Below are 15,094 nucleotides of genomic sequence, written 5' to 3'. Positions count from 1 at the left end.
CCTGATATGATATGCTTTTGGGATATACATCAATCTGTACATCCAATGGTTCAATCGTTGTCAATGGCTCCGCTTCGGAAAATCAGACACAGCGGAGCGGGGTGTCTGACATAATCATTCGTGTTCTCTCCTTATGCTACGCGTTGAAACAAAGAATTACCAGAAAAAATTGAAAAATTCCGAACAACCACTCAAATAGATGGAAATAGCAAGAAGCAGTATATAAATATTACCTTCACAGGAAGACGCATAAACAGGATTAACATCCGCGAAATGAAAATAGAAGACTATGATGGCATGATCGCACTCTGGCAACATACCGCGGGAATGAAGCTGAGTGCAGCGGATTCCCGCGAATCGATCCAGCGCTATCTTGGAGCGCCAGTCTTTGGAGAAAAGCAGATCATTTCTCTGTCTTTCCAAAAGATACTGATGGATAATATATAAACCCCAAGCATCCTGAGTCTAGCTAAAAAGCCTGATGAGTCTACCTTTTCTCCGGCAGACCCATCAGGCTTATGTACATACAGTAAATTATCTACCACTATTGCGATTACGCATCATGCGAACCATCAGCACAATCAGCAGCACGAGAAAGACGACTGCCACCAGTATAATGGAACCGGTAATAATCAGTGAAGACCAAACAATATGCATAGTTATCCCTCTTTTCCCAAACGGTATTGATACCAAACACTCTTCCTTCATTTCCCATAATGGCTACTTGTGAAACATTGGGCACGCTCCAGGTAGTAATGATCCACCCTGCATATGCTGGGTAACCGACCTTTTTTATACTCTCCTGCCGCTCTTCCTCCCTATGGAAAAATTTACTTTTACGGGATGTTGATTTGCGATATGATAATGGCTAAAAAGCCATACATAAGGGGGAATACAATATGGTAGATCAAGCGATTACCGAAAATGTCATTCGCACGCGCACCAAGCTTCGCCGGGATACACTCGTCTCGGTGCTGGATGAATTTGATGCCAATATCATGAATCTGAATCCGCAGAAGCGGGCCGAGAAATACAGCAAGATGAGCCAGACGGCATTTTCTTTTTTCCGGGGAAGTGCGTATCTGTTCTATTATGATGCAACCCGGCATTATTTCCCGTATCATACACCGGCAGATCGTCCGACATGGATTCAGGGCGATCTGCATTTTGAGAACTTTGGAGCTTTCCGCAATGAATCGGGCGATATCGTCTACGATGTGAATGACTTTGATGAAGGATATGTCGGCTCGTATGTCTATGATGTACTGCGCATGTCCGTTAGTATCGCGCTCGTCTGCCGCCAGCTGGGCTATGATCGGGAGCAGCAGCTATCCATGCTGGAGCACTACATCCTCTCCTACTACAAGCAGATTCGTTGCTACGCCGAAGGCAAAGAGAATCCTGCCAAATTCATCATGGATGAATCCAATGCCAAGGGACCTGTCCGCAAACTGCTGCGCAAGCTGGAAAAGCGCCGTCAGGGACATTTCCTCGAAAAGGTAACTGCTGTGATGCAGAGCGATCGTGTATTCCTAGAGAACAGCGAGCTGGCGATCCCGTCTGCCCGGGAACAGGAGCTGCTCGAACAGGCATGGGCATCGTATCAAGATACCCTGCTATGCTGTGAAGACGATGTGGATCACTACAAGATCAAGGATATCGCGATCAAGCACGGATCAGGTACGGCCTCAATCGGCCTCGATCGCTATTATGTGCTGATCGAAGGCGGAGCAACCGGCGAAGATGACCTGATCCTGGAAGTCAAAGAAGTACGCGCACCGGTACCTGCCTATTTCCTCCCGTATACCGAATCGTTCTGGCAAAAATTTGGCCATCAGGGCAAACGCGTGACGACCACACAGCAGGCAATGCATCACAAGGCGGATCCGTATCTGGGCTATCTGACGCTGGAGGGTCGCGATTTCTATGTACGTGAACGTTCGCCTTACAAGAAACGGCTGAAGCTGGAGAATATCCAGAGCACCGACGATATGCAAAAGATCCTGTCCACCATGGCTCAATTAACTGCCAAAATGCACTCCCGTGCTGATCGCGATGTCAGCGAAGGCATCCTGCCTTATCATAGTGAACGCGAGATTTACAAAGCCATGGGCAGCAAGCCGGATGCTTTTGTCCAGCATATTTCCCGATGGGCGCATGCGTATACCGATCAGGTGGAACGGGATTATCAGCTGTTCTGCGAGTGGGCGGCTTCTTTTCAGACGGCAGCGGATTCTGCTGCACACGAAGTCGAAGCAGACAGCTGAACCGAACCCAATAGCAACAAATATCTGCTCTATCGATGGAACAAACTTAATTCGTATGCTTAATCTTTAGGCTGCTGTGCAGTAACTCTTTTTTACCATCATACGCAGAAAGAAAAAATATATGCAGAAATAACAAAAAGACCGTACTCCCTGTTAGAGATACGGTCTTTTTATATATATTGCAGTCGTTCGCTTATTTCACCGAACCACGGGTAACCCCGCTAATGATCCATTTCTGTGCAAACAGATAAATAACGATCATCGGCAGCATCGCCAGCAGATACGAGGCGAATGCCAGATTATAGTCTGTATTGAACTGTCCCTGGAAAATATACTGCACTAGCGGCAGTGTGTACATATCCTGGTCACTGACAATAATCAGCGGCAGCAGGAAGTCGTTGTACGTGGACAGACAAACGAGAATACCTACCGTTGCATTGATCGGTGCCATCAGTGGGAAAATGATCCGCCAGAAAGTGCCCCATGTCGAAGCACCATCCACGGTCGCCGCTTCTTCCAGTGCAACCGGAATCGAGCGGATATAGCCGACATAGACAAATACGTTAAATGCCAGTGCGTATACCGTATGCAGAATTGTCAGACCGACCAGGTTGGTCATATGCAGCGATGCAGTCAGCTTGACGATTGGCAGCATGATGATCGGGAACGGAATAAACATCGCGCTGACAAAGTAAAAATACAGGCCTTTGAAAAACTTGCTGCGCTCCATATTCCGTCCAATCGCATAAGCGACCATCGAGTTGGTGAGCAGGGTCAGTACCACGGTCGCTGTAGTCACCAGCGCACTGTTGCGGAATGCCTGGAAGAAGTTCGTCACTTCGATCGCATTGGCAAAGTTGTCAAAACGCCACTTGGTAGGCAGACCGAACAGCGACTGGGACATCTGCTGCGGATCTTTGAGTGCAATAGTCAGGGCCATATACAGCGGGAACAAAATGATCAGTGTTCCGATAGCTACCAGTATATTGATCGGCCAGTTGATTTTGGTATTCTCTTTCATTACATGTCCATCTCCCTTCTTTGCAGGAAGCGAATCTGCAGAATCGAGATTACAGCAATAACGATAAAGTAGATCACCGAGTTCGCCGATTGATAAGCGAATTCGCCACCTTCAAATCCGCCCGTATAGATCAGGAAGGAGATCGACTGGGTTGCCCGTCCAGGTCCACCATTGGTCAAAGCGACGATCTGGTCGAATACCATCAGCGCATTTTTCATTGCCAGTACCATATTAATGGTGAAGAACGGAGCGATCAGTGGGAAGGTGATGCTCCAGAACTCACGCCATTTGCCTGCTCCATCGAGGCTGGACGCTTCATACATATCTTTGGAGATGGTCTGCAGACCGGCCAGATACAGAATCGTATTCAGGGCAATACTTTGCCACACGGCTACGATTACTACGCCGATCCAGGCCAGATTCTCATTACCGAGTATGTTCGTGGACAATGCGTTGATGCCCAGAGACTGTCCCCATACAGTGAATACATTGGAGAACAGATAGTTGAATATGTAACCCACGATCAGTACGCTCAGAATATTCGGCAGGAAATAGATCCCGCGGAAGAAGTTCCGGAACTTGATACTCGCATTCAGTCCGAGGGCGATCAGCAGACTGAATACGTTAACGAAGATGGTAACGACTACTGCGAACTTGATCGTAAACCAGTACGCATCGCCCACCACATTATCGGTGAACAGATTAATATAGTTACGGAACCAGATAAAATCGTACGTTTTACCAAATCCATTGTAGTTGGTAAATGAATAATAGACCCCCTGAATCGCCGGCAGCGTCAGGAATAGAAAGAATAGCAATACGGCCGGAATGGTCATCCAGTAATAGGTGGACATCCGTTTGGACATGTGTCTTCCTCCCCTTCTTGGCTTTCCTCTGTTACGTTACATCTATCGATCAGGCCGCTCAGCTTGCCCTGCGAGCAGCCACCTTGTCCCACTCCTTGTCCAGCGTACCCAGGAATGCATTGATATCCTTGTTCTGCAGGAACGCCTGCACTGTCGGATTCAGCTGTACCGCACTTGGAATATAGTGATCGACAAAGTCGACAATTTTACCCTGTTCAAAATACGGCAGCAAACCGGATACACTCTCATCCTTTTGCTGTACACCGTCTACCGAAGAGAACAGATTCTGTTCATCAATATACTGCTGGCTGTTTTCCGGCTGCAGCAGGAAGGAGATAAACTGCTTGGCTTCCTCCGGATGCTCGGTCTGATTGGAGATGGCGAGCAGAGTATCCACGCCGGCAGTCAGTTTGTTCTGCGCTTCATCATTGCTGCCCGGCAGCGGGAAGAAGCCCAGGTTGATATCTGGATTGACTTTGCGAATCTCGGAGATTGCCCAGCTACCCTGGATATACATCGCTGATTCTCCATTACCGAACGCACGGTTACCGTCGGCATAGTTTTTACCAAAGTTATCGCTGTGTCCATAATTCAGCAGCTCCAGCTGCTTTTTGGCTACTTCCTGATAAGCCGACTGGAAAGTGGTCTTGTTCTCACGACGTTCTTTGTAAAAATCAATCCCGACCAGGGTTCCGCCCATATCGTTGAACGGCAAGTTGGTCTGCCAGTCATCCTTGTACGTAAAGTAGAATGGAATCACATCGGCTTCTTTTGCTTTTTTGGCTGTTGCGATCAGCTCATCCCAAGTTTTGGGTACAGACAGACCGAGCTTTTGGAAAATATCCTTGTTGTAGATGACGCCGCTGGCATTCAGGGCAAACGGAACACCGGTAACTTCCTGCATCCCGGTGACATCGGTCAGCATCTGTACATATTTGGGATCGATGTTCTGAAGTAGAGGGTCATTGGTGAGGTTAAGAAAAATTTCGCTTTGGGCCAGAAGAGAGTATGTATCGGTTGCACCCAGTCCGATAATATCGGGAATATCATCCTTGACGACACGTGTCTTGAGCACGGTCTCGGCATCCGGTGGATTCACCTGGGAGACATGAATATTCGGATGCTGTTCATTAAACTTGGCTACCAGTTTGTCAAAGCTGCCCTTGGCTTCGGGTTTGTTCTGGAAAAACTCCAGCTCCACCACACCGCTGGCATTATTGCCGCCACCGCTGCAGGCTGCAAGGGTCAGAATGATCAATAAGCCTGCAAGACATGCACTTCCCCATTTTCTCATGCTAACATCCCCTTCAAAATAGATACCTACTGTCTGACAAGCACCCTCTGCCGAAGCAAAACAAGAGGCCGATCAGCATTTTGCATAATATACAGTTCTGTCGGATAATAGAATATCCCTATCGTTAAGCGCTTACAATATGCTAAAAGTTGGAAAACCTCATCCGGTTATTGTAAGCTCATATTGAAGGGTCTGACAGTTTTGCATATTTCAAGCAACACTATTTATCATAATTAAGAATACCCTTTTCGCTCGAAAAGTAAACGTTTTCTTTGAGTAACTTTTGAATTTACATAATAATAAGGAAGTAGATAACTAAATTAAGATTTTTGACAACCCTTTACGAAAAGCCATTTTATGGAATTATTTATTATCAATCGCAATTATATGGATATAAAGCTGTTATGCTATTTATATATTCATTAACCATCTCACACTTTTATTCCCCTTTCCGGCGGCTACCTTATTTATCCTTTCCAATTCACATTATTTCTTATAGGATATCCAGAGGAACTACCGGATCAGGCTAATATATTAACAATTTCTCACTATATCAGGAAAGGAGAATGATTATGCAACCGATTCATCAACTGGTCTATGCAGGTATTGGAGCAGGTGTACTGATCTATCTGATCGGACTGCTGCTCGTCAAAGTCACTCCACAGCCGCGCTTTTTCCGGTTTTGCCCCGGACTACTCGCCTTGGTTGCCAGTATGATTCTGTTATGGCTGATTGTACCCGCGGGCAATGATGAGAGCTGGACAGGAATTCTGGCCTTTTGCCTTGCACTGATCAGTACTTCACTGATCGGACTTGTGCTGCTATTGTTCCAGCTGTTTTATCGTCTGGGCAAAGGTTATGCACGTCCGTAAGCGGCGGCATGGATAATAGGTATGATAGGTCAGTAGCTCAATCAAGAAGATTGATATGATGGAAGAAAGGGGAGGTGTCTTTATTGATACAGTTTATATATATGGGAGCAGGTCTGGCATTGATTCTGCTGATTATTAGCATTATTCTGATTCGCTTCAGACCCTCGTCAACGACCAGACGTTATATTCCTGGCCTGATTGGCGTATTGATCGGTGCTCTGCTGATGCTGTTCAGTCTTTTCCAATCCGGCTGGGATGCTATCGGATATCTGGTTCTATCACTGATTATTATCATGTCGTCACTGATTGTATTGTTCATCATACTGGTCATCGGTAAACGAATTGCCGGACAACGCCGTCATTAGCTTTTATCAAGATCCAAATCGAAGGCAGACGATAATCGGGTGATGGCTCATTATTCCACCCTTTTTGGTAAGAATTTGCCGTATTATTATATCATCCACCAAATCCTTTATCGGATGAAATAGGTCGAATACACATAAAGACAAACAAAAAAGAGCCTTGTAAAAGGCTCTTTTTTCATTCAATTTTGCTGTGCACAGGCATCCGCATACTTCCAAATAAATGTTACATCGCAGACTGCGGCAGCGGATCGGCATTGTAGAAAGTCATCCGGTTTTTGCCAGCACGCTTGGATTGGTAGAGTGCCTGATCGGCCATGCGTACAATCTCGATCGGATTGTCACTGTCAACCATATAGACCGCCCCACCAATACTGCAGCCGATATTGACCTTCTGGTATTCCAATACAAATGGTTTGTTCAGCAAGCTAATAATCTGTTCACCATATGCTTGTGCTTCATCGTACGAATGATCCTTGGAAGTATGCAGCACCACGAGGAATTCGTCGCCACCCAGGCGAACGGTAATATCTTTGTTCCGCGACAGACTGCTCAGACGCTGAGCGACCTTTTGCAGCAGAATATCACCGGACTGATGTCCCAGAGTGTCATTTACTTTTTTGAAGCCATCCAGATCGATATAGAGAAAGCTGAGCTGCTGCGACAGATTATCTTCATGAACAGCCAGCGTACTCTCCAGGTATGCTTCCAATGCATTACGGTTCGGCAGTCCGGTCAGATGATCGTAGAGAGCAATCGTCTGCATCTGATCCAGCTCGACATCCTTTTGCATAAGCGAGGTCACCATCGTCCGTAGCGAGCGGGACAGAATCTCGATCTCATAGAAGCCACGTTGCACCGGAATATCGACGATTTCCTTTTCACTCAGGCGGTCGGCACGATGCGTCAGTGCACGAATCGGCAGTGAAATCTTGTTCGCCAGGAACCAGCCAATCAATGCAAACACAATAGTCGCGATTACCCCTGCAATAATCGTAAAGGTATTCATATCCGCGATCGATGTCAGGGCCGTGGATTCCGGCTGGCGTACAAGCACGGTCCAACCAAGCCCCGGATAATCCATATATCCATCACCATAAGCATAACCGGTCAGATAGGTATGTCCATCCGGCCACTGCTCCAGTTCCCAACCGGATTGTCCAGACTGTGCCTTCTTTACACTACTCAGCGGCAGCTTCTGTCCGACCATGCCATCCGGTCCCAGCAGAACTACCTGATCCTTTTGGCTGACAATCATCACTTCGATATCCTTGTCGTTCTGGCGGAATGATTCCATGACCGACTGCTTTACTTCACGTGCCCAGTCCCAGCTCATGTGAGCAGCGAGCACGCCTACTTTTTGACCTTTATTATTGATAACCGGCAGACTGATATCTACGAACTGCAATGGTTCGCCGCTCGGATTAGGCAGCAGCTTGGCCAGCAGTACGGCATCATGTACGTCGCCGATGAATTTTTTCTTGATTCCTTCCTGATAGACAGGACGCTCGGACAGATCCTTACCCAGCAGAATATTGTCTGTCGAAGCCAGCACTTTGCCATGAATATCGGTATACCCGATCCAGGAAAAGGACGGAAAGCTCGATTGCAGCTGATCCAGCATATCGTGTACTTCATGCATATTGTTCGAATTACGGAGTACCGGCAGTTGAGCCAACAGATCCATTTCCCCTGAACGGGACCACATGAAGTTATCCAGCTTGTCTGCTGTATTATGCGCAGTACTGAATAAGGAATCTCCTATTTCTGCTTTCATATTGTTTACGGCATAGCGATTCATTACCCAGCCGAGAGTACCCGACAGCACTAGCGATAATACAATAAATACAATGACCAGTACGGTCCTCAGTTTATAACTCATCGACTGTTCCCCCAAATGATTCGACTTGATGATTAAGTTATCGGCTATCCAACACCTTCGCTACACATATCTAAAGTCCTATTTTATCGAATTATAAATTAATTTGTCGAATTTTAGGATATTTTCATGTATTAGTTAATTAATAATACGCTGCTTCATTACTCACGGATCACTATTTTAAAATTGTTTTTTTGATTTATAGATTTTCATAGATCGTTAGAGTCATCGAAGGTAGTTGCATTGCGATAATTCTTTTCTTTGCGTGAATTCACTTATTCGTCCTACAGACAAAAAACTAAAAAAGACCTTGAAGATTATTTCTTCAAGGTCTTGCCATTTAGACTTCAATTACCATTACTGCATCTAAATAAGAATCTAATAAATCCACAATAATCCATGGTGGTTCGTCCTGTCTGACTGAATAGAAACGTAAAACACTATATTCACCATCGTAAGATAGAATAACGTAAAAATTTCTTTTCCCATTAAATTGTCTATAAAGTACAGCCGCCCATATCTCAATCATTTTCACACCAATTCCAAATAATTGGATCGGCTCGATCATGTTTTCAAATATATCATCAAGATGAATATGGTTATGCAATGCTTCGAATGCTGTTCGATCTATAGTAAATTCACTAGGTATAAAATGAGATGGTAAATCAGGTCCATTTTTTTGTTTTAACAATATACAGCCATCCCACTCTATAAAAGTCGGGAAAATAAAAGGGTCGATACTGTTCAAATGAATATCATAACGACTTTCTTTTATATTTGCTTGTTCTAGTTCATCCAGATACTTTTGCATTTTAGAATTAATTAACAACATTTACCTCATTTCAGAATATAAAGGCTCTAACCGCGATGCAGAGTTTGTTCTGCATTCAAATTTGAATAAATCCAGGTCGATCGAGCATTAGTAAGCGATACTTTCACCGTCGCTTCCCAATGCTTCTTTTCTATCCCTGAATATACCTGGCTCTGGTTCTCTGTTATATAGTTTCAGCTGGTGGCGTCTATTCGATCGCTGTCAGCACGTCGAGCAGCATTTGTTTGAATAGGTCACGGTCGATTTTTTCGCAAACACGTACGTTAGGCTGCTGTCCCAATCGACCGTTGATATCCACTACGCTGTATCCGCGCGTCCATTCTCCACGGGTCTCTACATCGACAAAGTACTCATGGGATTCTGTCATGACTGCTTCATTTGCAGCTACAGCCATGAGCAGCGTATCGGGATGGGTCGTTCCATTCAGCCGGTGCACCTGCTTGTTAAACTGCATAACCACTTTGTTCACATCGGTGAAAAATTGCGTTCCCGAAGTTCCCAACGCCTGAATCTCGGCATGATCGTTATCGTCCATCAGCGAATAGCGCGTACACATCTCCCAGCCGACCATCGTCGTCGGGATGCCTGAGCGCAGTACGATGTGCGCTGCTTCCGGGTCTACGTAAAAGTTGTATTCGGCAGCAGGCGTAATATTGCCGAGTGCATTATTTGTACCACCCATTACATACAGATGCGGAATTTTCGGCACAATAGTCGGGTCCTTCTGGATCGCCATCGCGATATTGGTCAGCGGTGCGATCGCCAACAGATGAATCTCGCCCGGATAACGATGTACCGTCTCGATCAGAAAATCGACGGCATGCCCGTCTGCCGGACGCTGGATAGCCAGCGGGAAATTGGCGCCGCCCATGCCGTCACTGCCATGCACATCCTCGACGGTTCGGTGTGATTCTGCATTCCATGTGGTCATCAGCGGACGTTCGCACCCTTTGTAGACCGGAATACGACCATCTGCTCCGCCTTTGCCGGCCACCTGAATCGTATAGAGTGCATTCTCTACCTGCTGGTCAAACTGCACATTGCCGCCAGTCATCATAATGCCCTGTACATCAAAATGATGCAGAGCTGTCAAAATGGCGATTGTATCATCGCCCGCAGTATCGGTATCAATAATTGCTTTGCGTAAAGTAGTCATAAAAGAGTCTCCTATCGTTGTACATTTGGAATATGAAATAGGGATTTCTACAGTGCTTGTACGGCAGATACCGCGTACAAATCCCGGATTATTTGAGCCAATCCGAATAGAATTGACGGTATCCTTCTTTCATAATGCTGGCCGAGAACGTCTCAAAGGCATAGTCGCGATTCTGCTGGGAGAAGCGGCGCGGCGACGATACTGCCATATTGACCAGCTCAAACCAGTTACGCTCATTACCCGCAAAGGAATGAGCCGAACTAATATGGTCATAACATGGATGCTCCGGCTTCACGACAATCTTGCCCATCGCCAGCGCTTCGGTCAGCGGCATCGCAAATGTATCAAAGCGTGAGCTGCTCCAGTAGACTTTGGACGAGTTCATCAGCTGGAATATCTCATCCTGGGACAGGGCAAACTGCAGCTTGAGATTGGCAGGAATATCGTATTTCTTCATACTCTCCCGGTAGCGCTCGCCGCCGAACACCATGAATACTTCCTTATCAGGGTTACGGTGCGCATATTCAACGACCAGATCCGGGCGGCGATTCTCTTCATCCCTCCCAATCCACAGTACCCGGTTATCCACGACCTCGTCCGGGTTAAAATGCTTCTTCGCCAGCTCTTCGCTGAACCCGATCGGGATCACATCCACATCGGTAATACCAAACTGCGACGCCATCTGTCTTTTGAGAAACGGCGTCTGTACAACAGCTTTGTCCACCATCGTATAGAACGGCTTCATCATCTCATAGCCTGTCAGTGCCGGATCAGGGAAGCTATGCGGGAAGAGCACACTATTGGGCAGGAACATCTTGAGAAAAGTAAATCCGGATACCGTATAGATCACATGGTCAATATTGTGGCTATGAATCTGGTCGAGAACGATATCATAATTGACCAGATCGCCTTTCTCATGTTCATAACCGGGCAGCCAGTCATAGCCGCTCACATGGCGTTCGGGGGAAATAAAGACAATCTCCACCCCCAGCTCGGCACTGAGTGCCTTGAGCCGTTCCGCAAATACACGCGGTCCCTGGTTCTCGGTAAATTGAATTTTGCGCATAATCAGTCCAATTTTGGTCATTACCATTGCTCCTTCTTCTTATCCAAACCAGTCGGGATCGCTAACAACTCCAACTGTATGTACGTATAGCCAATGATTACCTGCTGCAGATTAACAAACTGTATCTATTGTAGTCTTTTTTGTACGAATTGTCCTGACAGGAACCGACAATATCGAGTCAGCTTTATTGCAAATCATGTGGCGATAGATGCTTCATTCCATTGGAATCAGTTTATGCTGAAAGACCGTCTCTTCCTGTGTACGGTAGCCGGCAGATTCGTAAGTTCGCCAAGCGGGTTCGTTGTACGAGCTGGTCAGAATGGTCACCGTCTTGACTCCGCTCGTCCGCAGCTCCTGCTCCATCTGCCGAACCAAGCGGCTTGCTACTCCTTGCTCACGGGCCGATTCTCGTACATACAGCTCGGTAATCTCGGCATTGGGACGTTCATAACAAAAGGAATGAAATACCTGCGCGCAAATAAAACCTGTCGCCTGCTCTCCATCCATCGCGATCAGAATAATTTCGCGGCGATTGGCCAGATACTCACGCAGCTGTTCTTCCTCCATAATCACACCGTTAAACTCCAGATTCATCGCTGCCAGCTCGTCGGCATGTTCTGCTGCTGCATGTACAATCTGTACTTGATTCATAGGGGTATTCTCCTTTGCTTATCGAATAGGATACGGGATTACTGGATCAATTAAGTGATGGACTTATCATAATATAGTCCTGCCCTGTCAGCCAGCTTCACTCCTGACTGTAGACAGGTGCATTTCATTCATAACTAGCGGTTCATAGTCAACCATTCAGCGACTATAGCTTGGATGAGTACGGTTCGCACAACAAAAAACCTGATGCCAGTGGGCACATCAGGTTTTTGGGATACATCTTATTGGATTGAGGATTATCTGTTTCTGGCTGGACGAATATACTATTCCAATACTTTGTAATACAGATTGGTCGCATCCAGCGAACCGTTCTCCGAGCGGGCAAAATACGGAATCTGTCCTGCCAGCAGGAAGCCGAGCGATTGGTACAGTCGATTCGACGGATCGCCATCACGGGTATCCAGCACCAGCAGGGAGCGCTCGGCCTGACGTGCTACCTGCTCTGCTTCAATCATCAGCTGGCGGGCAATACCATGACGGCGGTAATCCGGATGCACCATCAGCTTGGCGATCTCGGCACGATGATTACCGTTGGGCTTGCTGCAGAGCTGCACTTGTACAGTCCCGGTTATCCGTTCACCGGAACGCGCAGCCAGCAGAATGGTACTAGGCTCGATAACGCTCTGCCAGTAACTTCTTGCTTCTTCCCTGTCCAGCGGTGGCAGGAAGCCGATAGATGCTCCATCGTCCACTACAGCCACCAGCATATCCACGAATTGATCCATCTCTTTATCCAGCGTATCCAGACGTTCTATGGTTACCTGATCCAACACTATGATTCCCCCTGTTATGCAGCTGTAATATGGTTATGAACAGTATACCGACAGCCTATCACCGAAAAAAGGGTAAATCCAGCGCATAGTGTTTCCACTTTTCTACCTTTCCATCTCTTCTAGCGCTTGCTTAGCCTTGGGAGAACAAGGAAGATCCTATTTCGTTCAGATCCTCTCACCAAACCACAGATCCTGAAACCGGGTCCATCCCCGTTCATTGATCCGTACGCCGCGAAGACTTGGATGATGCAGCAATATCGCAGAACGCTCCACCAGCGGGATAATACTGCAGGAATCCAATAACTCTGCTTCGACGTGCTGCTGCCATACAGACCTCTGCTGGTTCTGCTCATGGGAATGTTGATCGGCAGAAGCGGCATGGTTGGCCCCAAGCATCTTGTCGGTAAGACGGTCGATTTGTTGGATGCTTTTCTCCAGAAGCCGGCTGCGAATCAGGCTATGCCCGGACTGCAGATACTCCAGCTGCCGGAGCATTCCGCCGCTCAGTACTGCTTCGAATAATATCAGATCCGCCTTCTCCCGGATCATCGGCTGATTCAATTCGGCCCATGGAACAATATGTACGGCGATCTCAATCCCCAGCTCTCTGTACTGTGCCTGCAGCCAGTAGGCATCTCGTTCATGACGTGGAAATGTATACAACGCCAGTGTCTGCCCCGTATAGCCAGCGATCTGCAGCGCTTCGCGTGCTTGCTCCGGCTGATACAGCACATCTTCATTTCCCCGGGGTTCATTTTCTTCTGCCTTTGCTGGAAAATCATGCTGTCCCTCTGTAACATGAAGTCCATGGGCAGCAGCTACCCGCGTATCTCCCAGTTCATAGATCATCCGGTTGCGGTCAATTCCATGCATAAGTGCCTGCCGCAGCGAGCGATTCTGCAACGGTCCGGCTGTACGCGTATTCACCGACAGCAAGGATACACCGGTGACATGATGCTGTTGCAACAGATTCGCAGGAGGATGGATAGCCGCTTCTCCCGTCACGACAGTCAGTGTACCCGGTGCCGGACCAACCGCATAGGCCGCTTCCTGTTCCGGTACAATAATAATCTCGATCCGGTCGATCAGAGCTCCCCGATCATAATAACCGGGGAACCGCTCCAGTACACATTGACCACGCTGCAGACTCATCATGCGGTAAGCCCCTGATCCGATCGGCAGCTCTGCCTCTGTCCATGTACCTGCCGGCAGAATCGAAGCCCCGCTGTGGCTCATGTACAGATCCAGATAGATATTCGGACGATGCAATACAATCTGTAGGGTGTACCGGTTAAGCACCTGTACAGTATCTACTTGTCCAACCAGCCAGCTATGGGCATGAACAAGGCTGCGCAGACGCTCCAGACTGGCAGCTGCATCGTGTGCAGTCAGCTCCTGCCGACTATGAAAGCTTATATTTTTGAGCAGGTAAAAGGTCCATATCCTGCCTTCTTCCTGACACTCCCAGGCATGAGCGAGTCCGGCCGTTACACAAGCTGATTGTGCATCATATCGGGTCAGCCTGCTATACAGCTGATCCACCAGCTCTGTATCAAAAGCAAATACCGCATTCGCCGGGTCCAGACAGACGATCGGCCGGTAAATGGGTAGACGCAGTGTCTCGATCACCTGTTCCGTCTCATCGCGGGCTGCCGAATAGCCAAAATACGCGGTCAGCCAGGGCAAAAAAGCATCCCGCACCGCCGCTACATCTTCATATTCATGCACCCAGTCAAATGCAGACTGCACATCGCCTGCCATTACGCGTTCCTGGGCTTCCTCCAGCAGTACTTCGGCTGCGGAGCGAAGGAATACCAGCGCCGATCGATTCCCTCTACCTCGTCCCGGTTGAAACGTAATCCACGCCGTCTCTGTCATCCGGGCCAGAATCAGCCGGGCATTACGCGATGTACAGAACAGTGCTCCCGCCAGTTCTTCCATAGTGACGCGGAGCAGCTGGTGTTCCTGCTGCCCGATAAATGCCTGACGCAGACGCATATAATTCTCTGCCATACGCAATGCAGGCTCCTCCTCTCC

15 protein-coding genes are annotated in these 15,094 nt (G+C 47.6%); 4 read left to right on the top strand and 11 right to left on the bottom strand.

The genetic code is table 11. The features are described 5' to 3' along the window. Positions 1-273: 273 nt before the first annotated feature. Positions 274-447 carry a hypothetical protein gene (locus WH46_RS24105; RefSeq protein ID WP_156172293.1) on the top strand — a complete coding sequence of 58 codons (174 nt, stop codon included), beginning with the start codon at positions 274-276 and terminating at the stop codon, positions 445-447. A gap of 87 nt (positions 448-534) precedes the next feature. On the opposite strand, the gene WH46_RS24520 is transcribed toward WH46_RS24105, so the two are convergent. Then, positions 535-657 (bottom strand): hypothetical protein, encoded by a 123-nt coding sequence (locus WH46_RS24520; protein WP_269430629.1) that lies wholly within the window; start codon positions 655-657, stop codon positions 535-537. Positions 658-899: 242 nt separating this feature from the next. Between WH46_RS24520 and WH46_RS16390 the strand changes: the two genes are divergently transcribed. Then, complete coding sequence (locus WH46_RS16390; protein ID WP_046227557.1) at positions 900-2,267, top strand: DUF2252 domain-containing protein; 1,368 nt, start codon at positions 900-902, stop codon at positions 2,265-2,267. 193 nt (positions 2,268-2,460) lie between these two features. Here the strand turns inward: WH46_RS16390 and WH46_RS16385 are convergent, their stop codons facing one another. The 3 genes from WH46_RS16385 to WH46_RS16375 are packed head-to-tail and all read right to left on the bottom strand — an operon-like array spanning position 2,461 to position 5,448. After that, positions 2,461-3,288, bottom strand: a complete 828-nt coding sequence (locus WH46_RS16385; protein WP_017811163.1) for a carbohydrate ABC transporter permease — start codon at positions 3,286-3,288, stop codon at positions 2,461-2,463. After that, the gene (locus WH46_RS16380) at positions 3,288-4,154 is read right to left on the bottom strand and encodes a carbohydrate ABC transporter permease (protein ID WP_017811164.1); all 867 of its coding nucleotides are present in this window, start codon (positions 4,152-4,154) and stop codon (positions 3,288-3,290) included. Before WH46_RS16380 ends, WH46_RS16385 begins: the two co-directional genes overlap by 1 nt. Before the next feature lie 58 nt (positions 4,155-4,212). Next, positions 4,213-5,448 carry an ABC transporter substrate-binding protein gene (locus WH46_RS16375; RefSeq protein WP_017811165.1) on the bottom strand — a complete coding sequence of 412 codons (1,236 nt, stop codon included), beginning with the start codon at positions 5,446-5,448 and terminating at the stop codon, positions 4,213-4,215. A gap of 572 nt (positions 5,449-6,020) precedes the next feature. Here WH46_RS16375 and WH46_RS16370 point away from each other — a divergent pair. Both WH46_RS16370 and WH46_RS16365 read left to right on the top strand, forming a co-directional pair. Then, positions 6,021-6,320 (top strand): hypothetical protein, encoded by a 300-nt coding sequence (locus WH46_RS16370; RefSeq protein WP_046227556.1) that lies wholly within the window; start codon positions 6,021-6,023, stop codon positions 6,318-6,320. Between the two features lie 83 nt (positions 6,321-6,403). Next, positions 6,404-6,685 carry a hypothetical protein gene (locus WH46_RS16365; RefSeq protein ID WP_046227555.1) on the top strand — a complete coding sequence of 94 codons (282 nt, stop codon included), beginning with the start codon at positions 6,404-6,406 and terminating at the stop codon, positions 6,683-6,685. Positions 6,686-6,908: 223 nt separating this feature from the next. Here the strand turns inward: WH46_RS16365 and WH46_RS16360 are convergent, their stop codons facing one another. The 7 genes from WH46_RS16360 to WH46_RS16330 form a co-directional block, all read right to left on the bottom strand. Further along, positions 6,909-8,564, bottom strand: coding sequence for a sensor domain-containing diguanylate cyclase (locus tag WH46_RS16360; RefSeq protein WP_046227554.1), 1,656 nt, complete (start codon positions 8,562-8,564; stop codon positions 6,909-6,911). Positions 8,565-8,901: 337 nt separating this feature from the next. Continuing rightward, positions 8,902-9,393: a hypothetical protein gene (locus WH46_RS16355; protein WP_231584369.1), complete on the bottom strand. Its 492-nt coding sequence runs from the start codon at positions 9,391-9,393 to the stop codon at positions 8,902-8,904. Positions 9,394-9,580: 187 nt separating this feature from the next. Beyond that, complete coding sequence (locus WH46_RS16350; RefSeq protein WP_046227552.1) at positions 9,581-10,549, bottom strand: nucleoside hydrolase; 969 nt, start codon at positions 10,547-10,549, stop codon at positions 9,581-9,583. Positions 10,550-10,637: 88 nt separating this feature from the next. Next, positions 10,638-11,636, bottom strand: coding sequence for a glycosyltransferase (locus WH46_RS16345; protein WP_046227551.1), 999 nt, complete (start codon positions 11,634-11,636; stop codon positions 10,638-10,640). A 192-nt stretch (positions 11,637-11,828) separates the two neighbouring features. Then, positions 11,829-12,266: a GNAT family N-acetyltransferase gene (locus tag WH46_RS16340; RefSeq protein WP_046227550.1), complete on the bottom strand. Its 438-nt coding sequence runs from the start codon at positions 12,264-12,266 to the stop codon at positions 11,829-11,831. Between the two features lie 281 nt (positions 12,267-12,547). After that, positions 12,548-13,057 (bottom strand): GNAT family N-acetyltransferase, encoded by a 510-nt coding sequence (locus tag WH46_RS16335; protein WP_082208435.1) that lies wholly within the window; start codon positions 13,055-13,057, stop codon positions 12,548-12,550. Between the two features lie 165 nt (positions 13,058-13,222). Continuing rightward, entirely contained in the window at positions 13,223-15,070 is a 1,848-nt protein-coding gene (locus WH46_RS16330; protein WP_156172292.1) for an ABC transporter substrate-binding protein, read from the bottom strand. Positions 15,071-15,094: the final 24 nt, after the last annotated feature.

The organism is Paenibacillus dauci (assembly GCF_000971985.1).
GTDB classification, from domain to species: Bacteria; Bacillota; Bacilli; order Paenibacillales; family Paenibacillaceae; genus Saccharibacillus; species Saccharibacillus dauci.
Note: the sequence above shows the minus strand (reverse complement) of the source record. Positions and strands in the feature narration are given on the sequence as shown.